The sequence below is a fragment of the Lysinibacillus alkalisoli genome (assembly GCF_014643595.1).
Taxonomy (GTDB): domain Bacteria; phylum Bacillota; class Bacilli; order Bacillales_A; family Planococcaceae; genus Metalysinibacillus; species Metalysinibacillus alkalisoli.
In genome coordinates this window covers 62,717-83,198 of the sequence record NZ_BMJT01000003.1, presented here as the reverse complement: position 1 = coordinate 83,198, position 20,482 = coordinate 62,717, and the positions used below count along the sequence as shown (strand labels likewise).

At 37.8% G+C, this 20,482-nt stretch carries 22 protein-coding genes and 1 other annotated feature; of the genes, 3 read left to right on the top strand and 19 right to left on the bottom strand.

Annotated features, from left to right (window positions below):
• Positions 1-142: 142 nt before the first annotated feature.
• From rpsA to IEW44_RS04755, 10 genes are all read right to left on the bottom strand, one after another.
• Positions 143-1,282, bottom strand: a complete 1,140-nt coding sequence (rpsA, locus tag IEW44_RS04800) for a 30S ribosomal protein S1 (RefSeq protein WP_188613906.1) — start codon at positions 1,280-1,282, stop codon at positions 143-145.
• A gap of 93 nt (positions 1,283-1,375) precedes the next feature.
• On the bottom strand, positions 1,376-2,050 hold the full coding sequence (gene cmk / locus IEW44_RS04795; protein ID WP_188613905.1) for a (d)CMP kinase: 675 nt from the start codon (positions 2,048-2,050) through the stop codon (positions 1,376-1,378).
• A 95-nt stretch (positions 2,051-2,145) separates the two neighbouring features.
• A complete protein-coding gene (locus IEW44_RS04790) occupies positions 2,146-2,799 on the bottom strand; it encodes a flagellar brake protein (protein ID WP_188613904.1) in 654 nt (217 codons plus the stop codon).
• Positions 2,800-2,819: 20 nt separating this feature from the next.
• The gene (prsW, locus tag IEW44_RS04785) at positions 2,820-3,494 is read right to left on the bottom strand and encodes a glutamic-type intramembrane protease PrsW (protein ID WP_188613903.1); all 675 of its coding nucleotides are present in this window, start codon (positions 3,492-3,494) and stop codon (positions 2,820-2,822) included.
• A 148-nt stretch (positions 3,495-3,642) separates the two neighbouring features.
• Entirely contained in the window at positions 3,643-4,611 is a 969-nt protein-coding gene (locus IEW44_RS04780; RefSeq protein ID WP_229704163.1) for an asparaginase, read from the bottom strand.
• A 14-nt stretch (positions 4,612-4,625) separates the two neighbouring features.
• Positions 4,626-5,594, bottom strand: coding sequence for a YpdA family putative bacillithiol disulfide reductase (locus tag IEW44_RS04775; protein WP_188613901.1), 969 nt, complete (start codon positions 5,592-5,594; stop codon positions 4,626-4,628).
• 59 nt (positions 5,595-5,653) lie between these two features.
• Positions 5,654-6,385, bottom strand: a complete 732-nt coding sequence (locus tag IEW44_RS04770) for a metallophosphoesterase (RefSeq protein ID WP_188613900.1) — start codon at positions 6,383-6,385, stop codon at positions 5,654-5,656.
• A gap of 130 nt (positions 6,386-6,515) precedes the next feature.
• On the bottom strand, positions 6,516-7,310 hold the full coding sequence (locus IEW44_RS04765) for a LysM peptidoglycan-binding domain-containing protein (protein WP_188613899.1): 795 nt from the start codon (positions 7,308-7,310) through the stop codon (positions 6,516-6,518).
• A gap of 78 nt (positions 7,311-7,388) precedes the next feature.
• On the bottom strand, positions 7,389-8,786 hold the full coding sequence (locus tag IEW44_RS04760; RefSeq protein ID WP_188613898.1) for a RecQ family ATP-dependent DNA helicase: 1,398 nt from the start codon (positions 8,784-8,786) through the stop codon (positions 7,389-7,391).
• 1 nt (position 8,787) lies between these two features.
• Positions 8,788-9,783 carry a YpbB family protein gene (locus IEW44_RS04755; protein ID WP_188613897.1) on the bottom strand — a complete coding sequence of 332 codons (996 nt, stop codon included), beginning with the start codon at positions 9,781-9,783 and terminating at the stop codon, positions 8,788-8,790.
• A 95-nt stretch (positions 9,784-9,878) separates the two neighbouring features.
• Between IEW44_RS04755 and IEW44_RS04750 the strand changes: the two genes are divergently transcribed.
• The gene (locus IEW44_RS04750; protein WP_188613896.1) at positions 9,879-10,127 is read left to right on the top strand and encodes a ferredoxin; all 249 of its coding nucleotides are present in this window, start codon (positions 9,879-9,881) and stop codon (positions 10,125-10,127) included.
• 118 nt (positions 10,128-10,245) lie between these two features.
• A complete protein-coding gene (fabI, locus tag IEW44_RS04745; RefSeq protein WP_188613895.1) occupies positions 10,246-11,019 on the top strand; it encodes an enoyl-ACP reductase FabI in 774 nt (257 codons plus the stop codon).
• A 103-nt stretch (positions 11,020-11,122) separates the two neighbouring features.
• On the opposite strand, the gene IEW44_RS04740 is transcribed toward fabI, so the two are convergent.
• The 6 genes from IEW44_RS04740 to infC form a co-directional block, all read right to left on the bottom strand.
• Positions 11,123-12,799 (bottom strand): methyl-accepting chemotaxis protein, encoded by a 1,677-nt coding sequence (locus IEW44_RS04740; protein WP_188613894.1) that lies wholly within the window; start codon positions 12,797-12,799, stop codon positions 11,123-11,125.
• A gap of 12 nt (positions 12,800-12,811) precedes the next feature.
• Positions 12,812-13,768 (bottom strand): BMP family lipoprotein, encoded by a 957-nt coding sequence (locus IEW44_RS04735; RefSeq protein WP_188613893.1) that lies wholly within the window; start codon positions 13,766-13,768, stop codon positions 12,812-12,814.
• A 216-nt stretch (positions 13,769-13,984) separates the two neighbouring features.
• Positions 13,985-14,245, bottom strand: coding sequence for a DUF1294 domain-containing protein (locus IEW44_RS04730; RefSeq protein ID WP_188613892.1), 261 nt, complete (start codon positions 14,243-14,245; stop codon positions 13,985-13,987).
• Between the two features lie 64 nt (positions 14,246-14,309).
• The gene (gene rplT / locus IEW44_RS04725; RefSeq protein ID WP_188613891.1) at positions 14,310-14,669 is read right to left on the bottom strand and encodes a 50S ribosomal protein L20; all 360 of its coding nucleotides are present in this window, start codon (positions 14,667-14,669) and stop codon (positions 14,310-14,312) included.
• Positions 14,670-14,714: 45 nt separating this feature from the next.
• On the bottom strand, positions 14,715-14,915 hold the full coding sequence (gene rpmI / locus IEW44_RS04720; protein WP_108306712.1) for a 50S ribosomal protein L35: 201 nt from the start codon (positions 14,913-14,915) through the stop codon (positions 14,715-14,717).
• 36 nt (positions 14,916-14,951) lie between these two features.
• The gene (gene infC, locus IEW44_RS04715; RefSeq protein WP_188613890.1) at positions 14,952-15,455 is read right to left on the bottom strand and encodes a translation initiation factor IF-3; all 504 of its coding nucleotides are present in this window, start codon (positions 15,453-15,455) and stop codon (positions 14,952-14,954) included.
• Between the two features lie 96 nt (positions 15,456-15,551).
• Positions 15,552-15,698, bottom strand: a sequence feature (ribosomal protein L20 leader region).
• Positions 15,699-15,955: 257 nt separating this feature from the next.
• Here infC and IEW44_RS04710 point away from each other — a divergent pair.
• Positions 15,956-17,638 (top strand): methyl-accepting chemotaxis protein, encoded by a 1,683-nt coding sequence (locus IEW44_RS04710; protein ID WP_188613889.1) that lies wholly within the window; start codon positions 15,956-15,958, stop codon positions 17,636-17,638.
• Positions 17,639-17,789: 151 nt separating this feature from the next.
• Here IEW44_RS04710 and IEW44_RS04705 read toward each other — a convergent pair whose 3' ends face one another.
• The 3 genes from IEW44_RS04705 to IEW44_RS04695 are packed head-to-tail and all read right to left on the bottom strand — an operon-like array spanning position 17,790 to position 20,481.
• The gene (locus IEW44_RS04705) at positions 17,790-18,326 is read right to left on the bottom strand and encodes a chromate transporter (protein ID WP_188613888.1); all 537 of its coding nucleotides are present in this window, start codon (positions 18,324-18,326) and stop codon (positions 17,790-17,792) included.
• Positions 18,323-18,883, bottom strand: coding sequence for a chromate transporter (locus tag IEW44_RS04700; protein ID WP_188614199.1), 561 nt, complete (start codon positions 18,881-18,883; stop codon positions 18,323-18,325). Before IEW44_RS04700 ends, IEW44_RS04705 begins: the two co-directional genes overlap by 4 nt.
• Complete coding sequence (locus tag IEW44_RS04695; protein ID WP_188613887.1) at positions 18,880-20,481, bottom strand: gamma-glutamyltransferase family protein; 1,602 nt, start codon at positions 20,479-20,481, stop codon at positions 18,880-18,882. The genes IEW44_RS04700 and IEW44_RS04695 overlap by 4 nt, the downstream gene beginning before the upstream one ends.
• Position 20,482: the final 1 nt, after the last annotated feature.

The following is a 20,482-nucleotide window of genomic DNA, read 5'->3' as shown; positions in this document are numbered from 1 at the left end:
CTCTATTCTACTTGAAGTGATAGGAAAAATGATACTATTATTCGAAAATTATTGATAATCGTTCTCAACAATTTCCCCATACAAAAAAATAGACGAGACCTGTATTAGATCTCGTCTACGAATTAGATAGGATGTCTACGATTTATTTTTTAAAGTTTTTTAATTGGTCGCCAATCACATCACCAAATGAGAAACCTGACGTCTCTTCAGGCAATTCATAGTCAATGACTTCCTCAGCGCCTTCATCCTCTAATAATGCTTTAATGCTTAGTGATAAACGTCCTTCTTCCGCATTAACATCCAAGACTTTTACTTGTACGTCTTGGCCTTCTTTTAACACTTCTTGTGGTGTATTAATATGTTTATGTGCGATTTGTGAGATATGCACTAAACCTTCAACATTAGGGAAAACTTCGACAAATGCGCCAAATGAAGTTAAACGTTTAACTGTACCATCTAACACCGCACCAACAGCTGCTTTCTCTTCAATGTTTGACCATGGTCCTGGCAGTGTATCTTTAATAGATAACGAAATACGGTTATTATCTGGGTCAACAGATAATACTTTTACAGTAACAGCATCGCCTTCTTTTAACACATCGCGCACATCTGAGACATGTTCATGAGCAACTTGTGAGATATGCACTAAACCATCTACGCCACCAATATCGACAAATGCACCAAAGTCGGCTAATCGTTGCACTTTACCTTCTAGTACATTGCCCACTTCAATCTCATTAATCAGTTGTTGTTTTTGTTTGGCTTTACCTTCTTCAACAACTGCACGGTGAGATAAGATCAGACGATTTTTCTCACGGTCAAGCTCTACAATTTTAAGTGTTAACGTTTGACCTTTATAGTCTTCAAAGTCCTCTACGAAATAATCTTCCACTAATGAGGCAGGTACAAAGCCACGCACGCCTAAATCAACTACTAGGCCACCTTTTACAACATCTTTAATTTCCGCTTCGAATACTTCACCCGCTTCAAATTGTGTTTCTAAATCGTCCCATGCTTTTAAAGCATCCACTTTACGTTTGGATAATACAAAATTCTCTTCTTCTACTTTAGTAATCATTAACTCTAATTTATCGCCTACAGATACGGCATCAGAAGCTTGTTCAATATGCAAGCTTGAGATCTCGCTAATTGGTACAACGCCATCGAATGGTGCACCAGGAATTGAAACAGTAACTGATTTTGATTCCACCTGCTCTGCTACACCTGTAACGATATCTCCTTCATTAAAACTGCTGTTTGTAATGTTTGTCTCCTCTGACATATGTAACCCTCCTTCGCATCCTTCACTATCTATCTTATTAAAGTTTTCCCTCAAAGACAAAAAATAACCATCTTTTTTTGAAAAAATATTGATTTATACCATTTTTTCATGTGCCAATTGTAAAATAGCTTGTGCAGCTTCTTCAATTGACAATGTTGTTGTATCTAAAAATACAGCGTCCTCAGCTTGAATTAATGGCGAGACTTCTCGTTCACTATCAAATTGGTCACGGCGTGCAATATCTTGCTTTAATGCTTCTAATGTAGAGGGAATACCTCGTGCTTCGTTATCTAATAAACGTCTTTTAGCACGTTCTTCCACAGTGGCTGACATAAATATTTTAAGTTCTGCTTGTGGCAAGACATGCGTAGCAATATCTCGACCATCCATCACTACACCACCTGCTTTAGCAAGCTTTTGTTGTGCTGTTACCATCAACTGTCTAACCCCTGCATGTGCAGCCACTTCAGATACATTGGCTGTTACTTCTTGCGAACGTACAACTGCTGTCACATCTCGACCATCAATAAAAATAAGCTGGCCATCTGATGATGGTTGTAACGTAATATTTAATTGTTTTGCAAGAGCTGTTAAAGCTTGTTCGTCATGTAAAGGGATTTGTCTTTGCAAGGCTTCATATGTTACGGCACGGTACATAGCCCCTGTATCAATATATGTGAATTGCAAAGCTTCTGCTACAATTTTAGCAATGGTACTCTTGCCTGCACCTGCTGGCCCGTCAATGGCGATTTGAATGTTTTTCATCATCATCTTACCTTCCTTTTAACAATCTTATTTAGTTTATCATACTCTCACTTTTAACTAAAAAAATCGCCCTTCTGCACTGAGAAAGGCGAAGTGTATTAAATTTCTGTTTGTTTTTTTCGGTCTGCTAACTGACGCTCAAAACAAAAACGAACGATATGCTGTTTATCTAACTCATCTGTATCTGTAAATTGCAAAGAGGCAATGCGCATCGGCTCCCTCTCAAAAATACGCATCACCGTAGCTTCTGTTGTTACATATGAGATGGTACCGTCTGTAAATGGCAATACCATAGTCACAAGTACTTCCATTGTTTCTTTTAACACCGTATCATTACGTAACTTTAATGCTACACCACCTGCGCTCACATCTTCCGTGACATATTGATAATGCTGTCCATCAATACTAATCGCTACGTCTACAGCTGTCTCAACTCGTACATATTCTCTACGTTGAATTTTCTGCACATCTTCATCTTTTGGCATCGTTAACATTAACATAGGAATTTGGTCAACTACTTTTCGCCCTATTACTTCTGTTTGAAAAGCATACGATGAATTATTATCTACCATGTAAGTAACTCTAAACTGCATACCATCTACAAAAAATGCGGTTTTTTGTGTCAACGTATTGATTGGATAATGAATAAATATTGCCTCGTTTGTTGTTTCGCCCACTTTACAACGAAAGCGCTCTACACGATCGGTATAAGTGGGCTCTAAATAAAATTCTGTACCTGCCTTTAACTCCATTTTAAATCTCCTCATACGTGTTAAATTTTATTTTGCTCATGCAAATGTCGTACTAAATGAATATGTGCTTGTTTTACTTTGCGTAAACCAAACCACCATAAGAAGAGCATGAAAGGCACAATTAAATATAACCACTGTCCTCTAAATGTAAGAATGGTGTTATAAATAATGTGCAATAACATCGGCGCTATTAAAGCTAGCACAATTAAGGTTTTCTTGCCTTTTTTCGGGGAGAATTTAGATTGACCAAAATAATAACCCATCACTACACCAAATAAAGCATGACTTGAAACAGGTAATAATGCACGTAAAAATGCGGTATCTAAACCATACGTTAATAAATATAATACGTTTTCTAATGTGGCAAACCCTAAGGATATACTCGCCCCGTATAAAATGCCATCGTAGGGATCATCAAACTCTCCATGATTATAAATAGTAATCAATAAGATAAACCACTTAAAAAATTCCTCCATTGTACTAGAAAATAAGACATCTTGAAAAAAGCCATGCGATATAACACCTTCTTCAATAAATACATATTGAATAAATAAAATGGGGAATGTAATTAATAGGCCATAAATAAATGTATGAAAGAGCGTTCTTCGTGGTTCCGTAGCCATCTGATTTCGCAAATAGAAATAGCTAAATAGCGCTAAACCTGGTGCGATAGCAGCGGATAACAAAATTAACAAAATAACCGCTCCTCTCGATAAGCGTTATGTATCATATTATACCATTATTTTCAGCCATTTCTGTAAAATTGCTAACGTAAATTTATCTGCTTATCTTGTAGTAAAAACGACTCAAAACAACAGTTTTAAGCCGCCTGTTACATACCATTTACCCATGCATAAACGAATGATAGTTGGTCTCATCATTCGCTAACATTAACATGAGTTTAATACGTGCTTTTTTAGCTTCAAAATCGCCGCCCATAATCACACCACGTTGCTCTAAATTGTTTGCACTACCGTAGTAATCATACGTTGGAAATACACGCCCCTCTTCTGTTGCTGTTGTTAATACAACTCGCACATCATTTTGACAAAGTGCCTCGACTGCTTCTGTCATAGCGGGGGTAATTTGACCTCGTCCTGCTCCTACTAATACGACACCTTTAATATCGGTTGATAATAAATAGTTTAATAGTGCTTCTGTTGCACCTAAATACGCTGTCACAATTTCTACATAAGGGTATGTATGTTGTATGCGATAATATTCTCTCTTTGTTGGCTTTTGATAAATCACAACCTCATCATTATCAATATAACCTAGCATGCCATAACCAATAGCACCAAAACCATTGATACTAGAAGAATGAGTTTTCTTCACATATTTAGCATGAAATATCTTTTCATTAAACACCACACATGTTCCAATGTCACGACTACTTTGATCTGCAGCAACTAATAAAGAATTACGCAAGTTGGCATACACATCCGTCCCTGTATCACTTGGTGACTTTTGTGAACCTGTTACAATAACAGGACGATGGTCATTTACCGTAAGTTCTAAAAAGTAAGCCGTCTCTTCTAAGCTGTCTGTACCATGAGTGACAACAACACCACAAATCGAATCGTCTTGAAATAAACGTTCAATTTCATTATGTAATTGATTCCAGTGCTGGAATGTTACATGCATAGAAGGTACTTGGAACAAATCAACTAATGTGATGTCAATTTCATCTTCTAATTGACACATCGCTAATATTTCGTTGCCATTTAACTTCCCTGACTCTAATTTGTTATGTTCATTACGCGTACTCGCAATTGTGCCACCTGTTGTAATTAACGCCACTTTCTTTTTCACGGTTATTACCACCCTTATTGTTGTATTTTTTGAGCAATTGCTTGTGCGATACATTGACCATGAAATCGGCCATTTTCGATAAAGATTTCATTCGCATTATTACCTGCTGCAATAACCCCTGCAATAAATAAGTTGCTTACATTAGTTTCCATCGTATCAAGATTAAAAGTTGGACGGCCAGTAGCTTCGTCAATCTCGACACCCATCTCCTTTATAAAAGCATGGTCAGGATGATAGCCTGTCATAGCAAATACGATATCATTTGGGATCACGCGTTCTTCACCAGCAATATTTAATGTTACAGCATGCGCAGTAATAGCTTCTACATTCGTATCAAACAACATATTCACCTCTCCACTACGAACAACTCCTTCAAATTCAGGGAGCACCCATGGTTTAATACTTGGTGAATAGGTACTGCCACGGTAGGCTACTGTTACACGCGCACCTGCTTTATTCAATTCTAATGCAGCATCAATCGCTGAGTTTTTACCACCAATTACTAATACATCTTGATCAAAGCACTCATGCGCCTCTTTAAAATAATGATGCACTTTAGCTAAGTCTTCACCCGGAATCTCCATATAGTTTGGATTATCATAATAGCCTGTGGCAATAATCACATATGGGGTTTGATACCGCTCTTTTGTTGTCTCTACATGAAAAAGCGCTCCTTCTTTTTTCACATGCAAAACGGTTTCAAAACGATGTATTTGTAACTGCTTGCGTTTTACTACTTCACGGTAATAGACAAGTGCCTGGTTTCTTTTGGGCTTGCGTTCTTCAATAATAAATGGTACATCACCAATAGCTAACTTTTCACTTGTACTAAAAAAAGTTTGATGTGTAGGATAGTTATAAATAGCGTTAACAATGTTTCCCTTCTCAATCACTATGGGTTGTAGCCCCTGTTCTTGTAACGCAATAGCCGCTGCTAAGCCACAGGGCCCTCCACCTACGATAAGCGCATCTACTTGCTTCATCATCTAACACTCCTTTATATCATTCCTTATTCATTATAATACGAGTACATAAAAAAAACTCACTTTTGTGCATGTAATGTAATGAGATGTACTTCTGGACGGGCAAATAAACGCAGTGGTAGTAATGTAGTGCCGTACCCATTGCTTACTACTTCTGAAATTTCATCAATTTTTGTATAACCAAGTGGACGCATACCATATGGCCCTAGCCTAATCTGTCCACCATGCCAATGTCCACCTAATAATAACGTGGGTTTATAAACATATGCACGATTAAAAACGCCAGGATTATGCGACACACAAATAGTATCTACAGCTTGTGGCACACTTGCAAAAGCTTTCTCAAAGCTATATTTTCTCGTCGATGTGTCTTCAATCGCACAAAGCCATAATTTCTCCTGTAACATCACACTTTCATTTTCTAGTACTGTCACATGATATTTTTTAAATAATGCACGTAGTTGAGCTTCCTCTATTTCACGGTCATTATTCCCCCAAACATAATATATTTTACCTAGTGTTGCGAGCGTTTGTAGGTTTCGCTCCACTAGTTGGATTGGTGTTCTTTTATCACAAAAATCACCACCAATAATAACCGCATCCACATGTCGCATCTTTTGTAACAGATGATAGTGAATTTTACGTGCATGCACATCCGAAATAAATGCGATGTGGTATTGGTTTGTATATGTTGTAGGGATAGTATGTGTGACGATATTGTTTTGATTGGCTTCATACCACATATAAAGCAGTAATAAACTTATGAGTAGTGCGGGGATAGCGATTATCATAATAAAACCTTCTTTTATTTTAAATGTTATATTTTTTGACGTTTACGCTGCCAAAAAGTTTATAAAAAAAGAGTGAATTTATAGTTAGCATGATGACTAACTGTAAATTCACTCTTACAAGTTCATAAAGTTATGGCAATACTAAAGTCTGGCCTACAACAATATTATTTGATGAAAGACCGTTGGCACTTCGGATTTTTTGCAGTGTGCCTTCGTCTCCGCTACCATAGTAATTTACACCAATACGATATAATGTTTCACCTTTTTGCACCGTATGTGAACGTTGTTGATTTTGGTTCTGATTTTTGTTCTGGTTTTGTTGTTGCTGTTGTCGTTTGCGTTCTTCCTCAGCTTGTCTTTGTTGTTCGGCTTGGCGTTGTTGCTCAGCGGCTTGCGCTTGACGTTGCTGTTCTTCGGCTTGGCGTTGTTGCTCAGCCTCACGTTGTTGTGCTTCTTGTTGACGCTGTGCTTCCGCTTGACGTTCTTCTTCTGCCTTTTTATCCGCTTCTGCTTTTTCGGCTTGTTCTTTTGCTATTTTAGCTTCTTCTTTTTTCTTTTCAGCTTCCGCTTTTTTCTTTTCTTCTTTTTCTTTCGCTAATTGCTCTTCTTCTTTTTCTTTCTCAGCATCTGTTTTTTTGTCGTCTTTATTATCTACAATTTCCATTTCATCATTGTCTTTTGCTTCAGGAATTTTATCCCCTGGTTCATAAAAGAATATCGCATACACCAGACATGCTAATGGTAAAATAATAAAAGCTGCGAACAACACTCTTGTAAATTTACGATTTGAAGGCTGAATTTTTTCACCTTTGTCCGTTTTATAACGCTCTGTGCGTGACATCTTTTGTTGATCGTCTTCTTCTTCATTACCTATAGCTTGACGATGCGCTTCAAATTTATCTTTGTAATCATCATTTTTGCTCATATGTAATTACCCTCCAACTAAGCTTTCTATAACACATTATGACGAATAAAACCCGAATTGTAAACGTTTGAGGCCATGTTAATTTAGAAGCTTGTCCAATCTCTCTTGCCAATTTAGCTTCATTTGCTGCGGCAGTGGCATCCACTTTCTCACTTTAATTAAATTATCCACTGCATCACTACACAAACTACAACACAATTCCTCTACTTGTTTACTTTGGCCAAAGTGCGACATTAGCAAGACGCGCATACACTCATCCGTGTACAAAACATCTTGGGTAGCACGAATAGCTGTCATCTTCTGTGTTATAAGCTCTTTTAATTTTTGAATTGCTTCATCATAAGACCATTCACTATACCAATACGTCAAAACACGCAGCTGGGTTTCACTCAGCTCAAGTTGGCGCCCTGCATAAAAGTCTGTCACCATATTTTTAGTCGGAAGATCATCTAAGGCTAAGAAGCGAATAATTTCATCGTCTCCCGGTGCACACAATAACGTGGCAACTGCATCTTGACCATCACGTGCAGCCCTACCTGCTTCTTGCATATAATGAGCAAGGCTTGGTGACATCGTTTCATGAATGACTTGCCGAATATTTGGTTTATGAACACCCATTCCAAAAGCACTAGTAGCAACGATCCATTCCAACTCATTGGCAATAAATTGTGCTTGTATTAACTGTCTATCATGTGACTCTAGACCAGCATGATAGGCAGCGGCTTGAATATGCACATCTTGTAATAATCGGGCAATTTCTTCTGTCTTTCTACGAGACGGCGTGTAGATAATGCCTGGCCCCATTGTTTGCATAACATGCTCCTTAATCCATCTTACCTTTTCATCTGTAGTATTAAACCACTTTCGACTGAAATGTAATTCTTTACGGTCCATATTATGCAAGTATACAAAGGGTGATGTCATGTGCAACACTTTTTTTATATCGTCCATTACTTCATAAGTTGCAGTGGCAGAAAGCGCTAAAATAGGTATGTTTTTTTGCGACTTCAGCCATTTGCCTAAGCGCAAATAGTCAGGTCTAAAATCATAGCCCCATTGTGAAATACAGTGGGCTTCATCTATAGTAATTAAACCAATATTTAATTGAGTCAGTCTCTCCTTTACATCACCTTGTTGTAGCATTTCGGGAGAGGTAAATATAAATTCATATTGCGATAACTGTTGTAAAGCTTGTTGTTTTTCCATTCTTGTTAAAAATGAATTTAATGCTATAACGCGCTTAATACCCATCTTCTTCATTTGTTCTACTTGGTCTTGCATTAAGGAAAGCAGAGGTGAAATGATCAATACTGTTCGTTGCATCATTTTCCCTGTTAATTGATAACAGAGCGACTTGCCCATACCTGTGGGTAAAAGTGCCAGCACATCTTTACCTTGTAATAAAGCTTCAACCACTTCTTGTTGCCCAGGGCGGAACTCATTATAACCTAAATAATGTTTTAAGTGGTGTAACATACTATTCCCCCTTTCGTGTCAAAGCAAGCTTTAATTCGAAATATGGTAGTTGTAAAATTTCTTGTAATGTTTTAAGTTTAAATGTTTGATAAGCGTTGACAGCTTCCCACACTTGGCGAACCGTATCTGCTTGCACATATGGCTGAAGTGAAAAGCCTGGTACATTGCGTGCAATCTCAACAATGTGGTCTTGTATCGTATTTATTTTTAAGGAACGTTGTTGGCTAATTTGCTCAAGCGTATAACCTAGCTGCAACATCTCATATGTTTGACGTGATGACACCGTTAAAAAGTTGCTCGTTATACAATCTTTTTGTAATGCGAGTAAAAGTGGTGTTTTAGCTTGCATCATAATGTGTAAACTCTCAATAAAAATGATTTGCATATCTAACACACTCATCTTTTGCGCATCTGCTAATTGTTGCCATGTATAACCTGGTAATGCATGACCACTTAAACGATAAACAAAACTTACACGCATCATCTCTGTTAAATCAGCGTGTTGTAGCGCCTGCTTTAACTCTGTTAGCCAACGTGTTGTTAACTGGTTATCGTGATAATGTTCCGCTTGTAAAAATTGCTTCACAAATTGTTGAGTTGTAATGGACTTGACCATGGGTGTAAAGTGCATATCTTGTGCTTTGACATGGGATAATGTTTGTGTGACTAGCACACAGCGTTCAAAAAAAAGATGCTCTTTACCGCGATAAATCCAACCATTAAAATGATAATGACCTTCGTAAGGCTCATGTAAAATATATCCTTGCTCTGTGCGTTGTATTTTATGCTCTTGCTCTAATGCTACAATAACTTCATCGTACACACTTCTTTTAAGTTTAGGGAGCAAGTGATAAAAAGCGTGCAACTGATACATGCCTACATCTTCTAAAGTTTGTCCAGATTTTTTGCCTTTAAGCAAATGATAGACGGAAGATACTGTACGTTCTTGTTGCAATTTTGTTAAAATATGATGAACCAATTGCTTAAACATTGACATAAATTCCTCCAATTGAGTTGTTACTGTTGAAATGTATGAAAAACAGCATTAAAATGTAATGGGAACATTAGTGGATATGCAAAGGAGAGAATACAATGGCTAAGTATACAATCGTTGATAAAGATACATGTATCGCTTGTGGCGCTTGCGGTGCTGCTGCGCCAGATATTTATGACTATGATGATGAAGGGATTGCCTTCGTTATTTTAGATGATAACATGGGGACTGCAGAAGTGCCAGAAGACTTGTTAGAAGACATGGAGGACGCATTTGAAGGTTGTCCAACAGATTCTATTAAAGTAGCAGAAGAAACATTTGACGGTGATTCATTAAAATTTGAATAGTAGCAAGCATCGGTAAATCTTAACGGTTTACCGATTTTTTATTGCGTGGTTTTCTTGCACATGATAGTATGATTAGTAGTTGGTACTAATAACTGATATCATGAAGGAGTTTTGTGAAATGGATATTTTACAATTAGAAAATAAAAACATTGTAGTTATGGGCGTCGCTAATGATCGAAGTATCGCTTGGGGGATTGCTAAAAAACTATTTGCGGTAGGAGCCAATGTCATTTTTACTTATCGCCAAGAGCGCTCTGCCAAAAAATTAAACCTCTTACTTGAAAAAAATAATTATAAAGCCACTGTTATACAATGTGATGTTAACAGTGATGAAAGTATTGCAACAGCATTCACAGAGATTGGCGAAAAATTCGGCACCATTCATGGCATCGTTCACTCTGTTGCACATGCACGTGCAGAAGATTTACATAATCGTTTTTTAGAGACATCACGTGAAGGTTATGCATTTGCACAAGATACAAGTGCTTATTCTTTAATTGCTGCGGCTAAAGCTGCCCATCCTTATATGACAGAAGGCGGCGCTATCGTTACTATGACTTATTTAGGTGCTGAGCGTGTGTTAGATGGTTATAATGTTATGGGCGTCGCTAAAGCTGCATTAGAAGCGGCTATGCGCTATTTAGCTGCCGATATTGGCCAAGACAATATTCGTGTTAATGCTATTTCAGCAGGTGCTGTACGTACGTTAGCCGCTAAAGGCGTACCTTCTTTTAACACGATTTTACACAAAATCGAAGAAACCGCTCCGTTAAAACGTAATATCTCTCAAGATGAAGTAGCAGATATGACGGTCGTCATGTTATCACCTTTATCACGTGGTGTCACAGGCGAAACGATTTATATTGATAGTGGCTATCATATTATGGGATAACCTCTTACTATAAACTGGTTTATATGAGTATTCAAAACAATCTCAAAAGGCACTGACGATTATAATTGTCAGTGCCTTTTTTCTGTATTATATTAAATAGCAGTTATTTTAATTTAAAGCGATTAACACCACTCATTAGTTCATTTGTCAATTGTTGCAAATGAATAATTTGCTTAGCTACTTGTGTTAATGCCTCTAACTGCTCGTCTGTTGCTTGTGAAATATGCGTGGTATTTGCTGCGTTTTCTTCAATAATACTACTCATTTCTTCCATATTAGCAACGGTTTGTTCACTTTGCATTTTGGTATGTTGCATATCCGTAGCCATTTGACTAATATCTTGCATCATGCTCGTGATTTTATGTTGAATAAAGGTAAAGGCTTTCACAGCTTGCTCTGTAGCATTGTGTTGTTCTTGATTTACTTGTTGATTTTGCTCAATCGCTGTTGTAAAGATGGCAAATTGTTGCTGTATAGCTTGCACAAGATCAAATATCGTTGTGGTAGCTGTTGTAGAGTCGGCTGCTAACTTACCTACTTCTTCTGCCACTACAGCAAAACCTTTACCAGAATCGCCTGCACGTGCTGCTTCAATGGAGGCATTAAGAGCTAATAATTGTGTCTGGTCAGAAATAGCTGAAACACTTTGTGCCATCTCTTCAATTTCTACTGTTTGTTGTTTTAACTCATTAAAAGCACTTTCCATTTTCTCACTTGTGGTCATACTCGCTTGCATCGTCTCACGTTGCGCTTCAATATGGCGTTGGCTATCCTCAATTGCCTGCATCATATCTTTTCCACGTTGTACATTATGCGTTGCCATTGCAACTGTATCGTCAAATGTGGCATTCATGCGCTCTGCTAAATTCACTGTATTTTGTACACTCGATTTAATTTCATGTGTGCCTTGTTCTAGCTCGCTTGATGCTAATGTGATAGCATTACTCATCTCCTTCACGTGAGTATTATCTTTTACAATTTGCGCTGTATGTTGTTCTACGCCGACACCTGTTTGTTGTATGCGTTGAATGAGTTGTTGTAAAGATTCACCCATTGAGTGAAAGGCATCATTTAACTGTTTTAACTCATCGTTATTCGTATAAGTCATTTTTTCGATACGTAAATCACCATCTGCAATATGTACTGCATGATTGGCTATAGTTGCTAATGGTTTTGTAATTTTACGCGTGGCAAGATACGTTAATGTAATAGCTAAAATAACAATGAATAATGTGCCAATGATGGTATACCATATGACATTTTGTATACGTTTGTTCAACCCTTCTAACATTTTATAATAATCGTCTTGTTGGTAGAGGCTAATATGCTCGATATCATTGCTAATACCGCCTGTACGTACCGCTAAACGTTTTGTTGCTGTCACATCTTTAGTAGGAATGATAGCAAACGTCTCTTCCTTTATTAACTGATACCGCTTAACAAGCATTTGTACGGTATTTTTAGCCTCGCCAGTAAAAGGTATTTGCTCAATTTGTCCAATAGTTTTATCTAATTTCTTGACTGTCGTTTCCATTGTGCTCGTCATTTGTGTAACAACCGCCTCATCTTGAGGGACATTAATAAGAACTGCATAATTCTCAAGCTGTTGTTGCATATTATTTACTTGCAGCTGTGCTTCTTGAATCACCATTAATTCCGGCACTGTATTCGCATTCGACTGTTGTACCGATTTTAAATGATAAACAATAAATGAGAGCATTATACTAAAGATTGCAATAATGAGTAACGCATGTATCATCAACTTTTTTTGAATGGACATCATACTACCTCCCTACATCGCCCGCTTTATTTTTTCAATGGCTTGTTCTACTGGCGCAATAGGATCAATCACCCGAATTGGCGCTAAACCTACCCCATTATCTTGAATACCCATTGTAATATGTTGTCCCATTTGCGAACGTGGCGCTTCGATATCTTTACGAATATATTCATACACAGCAACGTCAATGTTTTTCATCATAGATGTTACGACAGCTTTCTCTGCTAAAAAGTATTGGTCAGAATCTACACCAATTGCATAAGCTTTAGCTCTTGCTGCCTCTCTTAATACACCTGTTCCTGTCATGCCAGCAGCCGCAAAGAGAACATCTGCCTTACTAGTAATCATTTCTTTTGCGATTGCTGTACCTTTTGCTTCGTCTGTATAGGTATTAGCGTACTGTGTAAGTACATCAATCGTTGGCTTTACTTTTTTAGCTCCTTCTATATAACCTCGTTCAAAATTATGAATCACATCCACATCTTCCCCACCTATAAAACCAATGACATTCGATTGAGTAATAGTGGCAGCAAGCGCTCCTGCTAAATAACTTCCCTGCTCTTCATCAAACGTAATAGAGGAAATATTAGGGGAGTCTGACACAGTATCTACAATAACAAATTGTTGTTTTGGATATTTTTTCGCTACTTTTTCTAAAGCCTCTTGTGGCATATAACCAATCACAAAAATAACATCATTTTTTTGCTTTACTAATTGTTCAATACCTTGCTCATAATCTTTAACCTCTTGTGGGTCTAAATAACGAAATACAATATCAAAATCTTCTGTTGCACGCACAAGACCATCAAAAGCTAAGTCACTAATCGACAAATCACCTAATCCCATATCCGATAACATAAGACCTACATGATAACGTTCTGCTACTGTTTTAGCTGTTGTACTTTCCTTGGACGTACAGCCTGTTAATAACAACGTTATAAGCAGGGTTAAAACACCTATTTTCTTCATATATTAATCCCCTTCATATAAAACTTTATGCTTATCATTAATAAACTACTACAATACATTAGCACTAATCATTTAGTACTGCAATACTGGTTAAACAATGGTGGTAAATCACCCGTAATCTTATTACAAATCGTTAGTTATTTGATTTTTCAGACTAAAAAAATCGCATACAGTGCCTCATTGCCACTGCATACGATAAGATCTTTTATATTAGGATTAGAGTAATGTCACAATAATGAAAGTTTGAATAGCGGCCAACAATGGAAAACCAAAGGCAAAGGCATTCTTCCTCGTCTTATGTCTGAACAAATACATGGCCAATACACCACCAATAGCACCACCACAAAACGCTAAAATATGAAGCGTCGCCTCTTCCATACGCCACTTTCCTTTTTTAGCCTGCGTTTTATCATATCCCATAGCAATAAATAAGCATGTACTCATCACGGTAATGTAAGCAATAACAACGGCTGTCATTTTATCCTCCTAATAAAAAACTGGTAGGTTGCGGAAATGCAACTTACCAGTTGAAGTGTGTTTTTTATTTAGCTACTGCTTTTTTAGCTTCTTCAGCTAATTGTGCAAATGCTTGAGCATCTGTTACAGCTAAGTCAGCAAGCATTTTACGGTTCACTTCAATACCTGCTACTTTTAAACCGTGCATTAAACGGCTATAAGAAAGACCATTCATGCGTGCAGCTGCGTTAATACGTGTAATCCATAATTTACGGAAGTCACGTTTTTTGTTGCGACGGTCACGGTATGCGTACATACCTGCTTTCATTACTGATTGGTTCGCAACTTTATATAGAGTATGCTTAGATCCGAAGTGACCTTTAGCTAATTTTAAAACTTTTTTACGACGCTTGCGCGTTACTGTACCGCCTTTTACGCGTGGCATAATCATTACCTCCTGCTTGATTCTCTAGAATCGAATTGTTTTAAATTATTTCATGTAAGTTAATAATGTACGGATACGTTTGAAATCGCCTGAAGAAACTACTTTAGCTTTACGTAAATGACGTTTTTGCTTAGTAGATTTGTTAGCGAATAAGTGAGAACCGTAAGCACGGTCAAACTTTAATTTACCTGTACCTGTCTTTTTGAAACGTTTCGCCGCGCCGCGGTGAGTTTTCATTTTTGGCATATTAATTTCCTCCTAAACTAAATCAATGAAATGAAATTATTTTTCATTCTTAGGTTGTAATACTAAGAACATGCTTCTGCCTTCCATCTTCGGTTTTGTTTCAACCGTTCCGACTTCAGCGCATTCTTCCGCAAAGCGGTCTAGTACACGTTGTCCAATTTCTTTGTGCGTAATAGCACGCCCTTTGAAACGGATTGACGCTTTTACTTTATCGCCTTTGCTTAAGAACTTAATCGCATTGCGCAGTTTCGTTTGGAAATCATGCTCATCGATCGTTGGGCTCAAACGAACCTCTTTCATTACGATGACCTTTTGATTTTTACGAATTTCGCGATCTTTCTTTTGTTGCTCAAACTTAAATTTACCATAGTCCATGATACGAGCGACTGGTGGCTTCGCCTGAGGGGCTACAAGGACAAGATCCAAGTTTACACGAGCAGCAATGTCTAACGCCTCGTTACGTGATTTCACACCTAATTGGTCACCATTATGATCGATTAAACGTACTTCACGTGCGCGAATGCCTTCGTTTACATACATGTCTTTGCTAATAGTAATCCACCTCCAAATGTTATAGCGAATACATGAATTAAGCTATTATATGCCTAATTGAACGGTACATACTCTTACCTCATGCCCATAAAAAAAAGACGGACATATAAGAGATGTCCGCCCGCTATATGTGCATACGTTTACCAACGTATTACAATTCAACTAGTCAAACCTGTAAACAGCAAAGTGCGTCTAAATCAGGTGAGAAGCGGGCAGCTTCTGCTTGAACCACAATCTGTATTCATTAACCTTATACATAATAACATGTTTATTAAACAAATGTCAATCTATAATCGTTCAACATATTGTCATTAAATAAAAACCTCTTGGATACGATATAACTCATATCACCTAATCTCTCATACATTTCCTAAAAGTAGTACATATTTCACCGTGATATGCCACACATTGCATAGTTTTTACCTTTTATATCCCTTTTTATTAGTATATTAGATATAATCAGTACATCATGTAGGAGGTTTTTCATCATGACTATCCGTCAAAAGTTTATTACTGTATTTACAATTTTAAATTCTTTAACTGTCATTGCTTGTGCTACGATCTTCTTTCAATTAAAGCAAGTTGAAGATCAATATAATTCTACATTGGCAGAAGCTCTCCCATTACTATCATATGTGCGCACATTAGAAAGTGACTACAATGCTCAAATGACCGCTGTGCAAGATACGTTACTTGATATACCTGGTGCAGCAAATAATTTCGCTACATTAGAGGGAGAAAAGACACAAACCATCGCTCACTTAACAGAGTTAGCAAACCAAGAAGAAAGCGCTAAAATTATGCAAAACATTGCTGATCAACATCGTGCCTTTTCTAAAGATGCCGAAACAGCAATCACGCTATACACAGCCGGCAAACATAATGAAGCTTTACGATTTTACAACGAAACAACAGCTAAACACGAAGCCATTATTGAAGAAGCCCATCAAGAATTAGCAAAGGGTATTGATGCTTTTATTGCAAAAGCTAAAGCAGGTGCCGAAAACACCGCCAATCAAGCTGCTATTGTAGCTATTGTTATTGGAGGGGTGGCTGTTATTTTAGGCATTGTTATTGGGATGATTTTAACACGCATTGTCGTTCGACCAATTCGTTTACTACAAGCTGATGTTCAAAAAGTGACGGACGGCGATTTACGTACAGACGACCTACCCGTTGTCTCTAAAGATGAAGTAGGACAATTAACAACCGCTTTTAATCAAATGAAACAAATGCTAAAAACACTTACGCAATCTTTACAGGAAAATGCCCGCCATCTCAATCAAACGGCTGAACATTTTACTATCACAACTACCGATATGACAAAGGCTGCGCAAGAAGTGGCATTATCATCACGTAATGTCACAGAAAATATGGTGGGCACGTCACAGTCTGCTCAAGATAGTGCAGTAGCTATGGACGAGACAGCAAAAGCTGTACAAAAAATCGCAGAGTCTGCTCAAGTTTTACACCATACATCTACTGACACAGCACAAGTAGCACATGAAGGTGGCATAGCAATTGAATCGGCTACCGTTCAAATGAATAATATCCAACAATCAACAAAGCTAACAACAACCTTAATTGAAAACTTAATTCAACAATCACAAGAAATTGAAAAAATGACAGCTGTAATTACTGCCATTACAGAACAAACTAACTTACTTGCCTTAAATGCGGCCATTGAAGCCGCGCGTGCGGGTGACCATGGTAAAGGCTTTGCCGTTGTTGCAGATGAAGTTCGGAAATTAGCGGAGGAATCTAATGCATCTGCCGTTCAAATTAGCCATTTAACAGCAACTATTCAACAAGAAACACAAAATGTTGAGACTGCGATACAAGAAAATTTAACTACAGTCACAGAAGGTGTTAATGTCATTGCAAAAGCTGGCACATCATTTGAGCATATTACAAACGCCATCGATCACATGCAAAACCAAGTAGAAGATATTTCTGCTGTAACAGAACAAATCTCTGCTGCTGCGGAAGAAGTTGCCGCTTCTGTTAACGAAATTGCTACTAATGCTGGGCAAATTGCAGAGGGTGCTTCCACTACATTAGAAACCATGGATATGCAACATCAAACGTTACAAGATTTGCAAGAAGAGGCTAACCAGTTAAAAGAACGTTCTGTTACCTTACAAAGTGCAGTCAACCAGTTTAAATTTTAACCATAAATTTGTATGCCTCAAACAAAAAAACGCATAGCAGATGAGCAGATAATATCCTTTATCAGCCATTCAAAAAGGAAATTGCCTAGGCAATTTCCTTTTCATATGACTAAATCAGCCTCACTAACATCAAGCATTGTTATACACTTATTTAAATGAAATAAATGCGCAATGCCCCAAGCCCCATAGCAACACCTATTACAATAGCAGGATGCCATTTCATCTTTTGTAATAAAACAAAGGAAATTACCATTAACATGACTGTAAATAGGATATTACTCGCTTTAATGGCATCCATCACAAACTCCACAGTAATAAGCACGAATAATACACCAATAATGGGACGTATATAAGCTGTTAAATTTTTAACGTAGACACTATTTTTATATTTCATTAAGATGCCCAATAGAGCAATCATCATTAGTAATGTCGGTGCAATAGCTGCAAATAACGCTACTGTTGCGCCTTGCCAACCAGCAACATCATAGCCAATATACCCCGCCATTTTTGTTGCAATTGGGCCTGGTAATGCATTCGCTGCCGCTATCATTTCTGAAAAATCGTGGTTATTCATCCAATGATAGCGATCTACAACTTGCTCTTTAATTAAAGGGATAACAGAAGGGCCTCCACCATAAGACAAAATACCTGAAATAAAAAATGCCCAAAATATTTGTATATAAATCATGATTTTGGCCGCCTCCATATTAAAGGTACGAAGATAAAAATAATTGTTGCAATAATAATTACTGGTGGCGAAACTTTCAACCATAAAGCAACCGTAACAATAGCAAGAATTATAATGAATTTCAACGTTTTTAAGTCTTGCCAAGATTTTTGTAAAAATTCATACGCCATTACAGCCATCATTACTGCTACTACAGGGAAAATAGCACCAATCATACCCGCAATATAAACATTATCACGATATTTCACAAGTATTTCTAAAATAACAATCAATAGTATAACCGTTGGCACTACACTTGCTATAATGGCAATTACACATCCTACTATACCTTTAACTCGGTAACCAATATAGCCTGCTAATTTTGTAATGATAGGGCCTGGCAATGCATTACCTATAGCTAGTATTTGAGAAAAATCATCATCATTAAGCCAGCAATTTTTTTTAACTACCTCGTGTTGAATTAACGGCACTACTGTAGGGCCCCCACCAAAACCTAAAATTCCCACTCTAAAAAAAGCTAAAAAAAGATGCCAATACGTTTTTGTTGTGTCATTCACCAAGCAGCAATTGCTCCGTCCGTACGTGATTCTGTCCCACCATAAAGAACACCTGTAGTAATATCACGCCATATAATTTGACCACGACCAAATGTGCCACCATCAATCATGACTGCAATATCATGACCTTTACGCTTTAATGCAAGCGCTAAATCATTAGGGAAGTGAGGCTCTACATGAATTGTTTTCTCGCCAATCCATTGCCACCTTGGCATGTCTAAAGCAGCTTGTGGATTCATTGCAAAGTCCACAGTATTTGTCACCACTTGGAAATGACCTTGAGGCTGCATATAACCACCCATAACACCAAATGGTCCCACCGCTTGATTATCTTTTGTTAAAAACCCAGGAATAATGGTATGATACACTTTTTTATTTGGTTTTAAGAAGTTAGGATGAGTTTCGTCCATCGAAAAATCATAACCACGATTTTGTAAAGCAATACCTGTGTTTGGCACAACAACACCTGAGCCAAATCCCATATAATTACTTTGAATAAACGACACCATATTCCCTTCATCATCTGCTGTTGCTAAGTACACTGTACCCCCCTTTGGAATAGGATAGGGCTTAGGTGTTAATGCCTTGTCTGTAATCTCTGCAAAGCGCGAAGCCCCATAAGCTTGAGATAATAATTCATCGGTTGTAATAGGCATATCTTCTGGTGCTGTCACATATGCTTTGCCGTCTGTGTAAGCGAGTTTCATAGCTTCGATTTGTTGATGTACTGTTTCTGCATCATGCCATTTAGGTGTACTATGTTGGTAAATATTAAGTGCCATTTGAGCGACAATGCCTTGCCCATTTGGGGGAATCTCCCATACATCATAACCTTTATAATTTACTGAAATAGGGTCTACCCATTCCGGCTCATAGTTAGCTAAGTCTTGTTTGGTTAAATAACCATCATGTTCACGCATGAAAGCGTCAATTTCATCTGCTAACTCTCCTTGATAAAAAGCTTTAGCATCTGTTTCTGCAATTAAACGCAACGTCCTTGCATGCCCTGGTGATCGCCAAATCTCGCCAATTTCTGGCATACGCCCCGCAATCGAAAATGTATCAAACCAAGGTTGAAAGACGAGACTTGTACATTGTTGTTGAAATTTTTGATACGCCATCTGCCAAAACTGACCTGTAATGACCGAAATAGGGTGCCCCTCTTCTGCATAGCGGATTGCTGGGGTTAAAGTTTCTTGTAAGCTTAACTTACCAAAGCGTTTAGCCAAAGCTGCCCAACTTGCTGGCACACCAGGAACTGTAACAGGTACAACGGCGTACATAGGAATTTTATCAAGCCCTTTTGCTACAAGCGCTTCTTTAGAAATGTTTTGTGGCGATGGCCCTGAACCATTTAAACCATATAGTTTATCTTTCATCCACACTAATGCAAATGCATCGCCACCAATGCCATTCGATGTTGGCTCTACTACTGTTAATGCCGCGGCCGTTGCAATGGCTGCATCTATAGCGTTTCCACCTTTTTGTAAAATCTCTAATCCTGCTTGTGCAGCTAATGGATGAGATGTAGCAACCATTCCCTTTTTTGCAATCGTTGTTGTACGTTTACTTGGGAAGGGATGATGTAAATAATCCATA

What these genes read in the sequence shown, in the direction of transcription:
- IEW44_RS04710 (WP_188613889.1), top strand. Translation starts at nt 15,956, where the DNA reads ATGACTATCCGTCAAAAGTTTATTACTGTATTTACAATTTTAAATTCT.
- IEW44_RS04770 (WP_188613900.1), bottom strand. Translation starts at nt 6,385, where the DNA reads ATGATAATCGCTATCCCCGCACTACTCATAAGTTTATTACTGCTTTAT.
- IEW44_RS04760 (WP_188613898.1), bottom strand. Translation starts at nt 8,786, where the DNA reads ATGTTACACCACTTAAAACATTATTTAGGTTATAATGAGTTCCGCCCT.
- IEW44_RS04765 (WP_188613899.1), bottom strand. Translation starts at nt 7,310, where the DNA reads ATGAGCAAAAATGATGATTACAAAGATAAATTTGAAGCGCATCGTCAA.
- IEW44_RS04705 (WP_188613888.1), bottom strand. Translation starts at nt 18,326, where the DNA reads ATGATTTATATACAAATATTTTGGGCATTTTTTATTTCAGGTATTTTG.
- rpmI (WP_108306712.1), bottom strand. Translation starts at nt 14,915, where the DNA reads ATGCCAAAAATGAAAACTCACCGCGGCGCGGCGAAACGTTTCAAAAAG.
- IEW44_RS04755 (WP_188613897.1), bottom strand. Translation starts at nt 9,783, where the DNA reads ATGTCAATGTTTAAGCAATTGGTTCATCATATTTTAACAAAATTGCAA.
- IEW44_RS04790 (WP_188613904.1), bottom strand. Translation starts at nt 2,799, where the DNA reads ATGGAGTTAAAGGCAGGTACAGAATTTTATTTAGAGCCCACTTATACC.
- infC (WP_188613890.1), bottom strand. Translation starts at nt 15,455, where the DNA reads ATGTATGTAAACGAAGGCATTCGCGCACGTGAAGTACGTTTAATCGAT.
- fabI (WP_188613895.1), top strand. Translation starts at nt 10,246, where the DNA reads ATGGATATTTTACAATTAGAAAATAAAAACATTGTAGTTATGGGCGTC.
- IEW44_RS04775 (WP_188613901.1), bottom strand. Translation starts at nt 5,594, where the DNA reads ATGAAGCAAGTAGATGCGCTTATCGTAGGTGGAGGGCCCTGTGGCTTA.
- rplT (WP_188613891.1), bottom strand. Translation starts at nt 14,669, where the DNA reads ATGCCACGCGTAAAAGGCGGTACAGTAACGCGCAAGCGTCGTAAAAAA.
- rpsA (WP_188613906.1), bottom strand. Translation starts at nt 1,282, where the DNA reads ATGTCAGAGGAGACAAACATTACAAACAGCAGTTTTAATGAAGGAGAT.
- IEW44_RS04750 (WP_188613896.1), top strand. Translation starts at nt 9,879, where the DNA reads ATGGCTAAGTATACAATCGTTGATAAAGATACATGTATCGCTTGTGGC.
- IEW44_RS04730 (WP_188613892.1), bottom strand. Translation starts at nt 14,245, where the DNA reads ATGACAGCCGTTGTTATTGCTTACATTACCGTGATGAGTACATGCTTA.
- cmk (WP_188613905.1), bottom strand. Translation starts at nt 2,050, where the DNA reads ATGATGAAAAACATTCAAATCGCCATTGACGGGCCAGCAGGTGCAGGC.
- IEW44_RS04740 (WP_188613894.1), bottom strand. Translation starts at nt 12,799, where the DNA reads ATGTCCATTCAAAAAAAGTTGATGATACATGCGTTACTCATTATTGCA.
- IEW44_RS04695 (WP_188613887.1), bottom strand. Translation starts at nt 20,481, where the DNA reads ATGGATTATTTACATCATCCCTTCCCAAGTAAACGTACAACAACGATT.
- IEW44_RS04735 (WP_188613893.1), bottom strand. Translation starts at nt 13,768, where the DNA reads ATGAAGAAAATAGGTGTTTTAACCCTGCTTATAACGTTGTTATTAACA.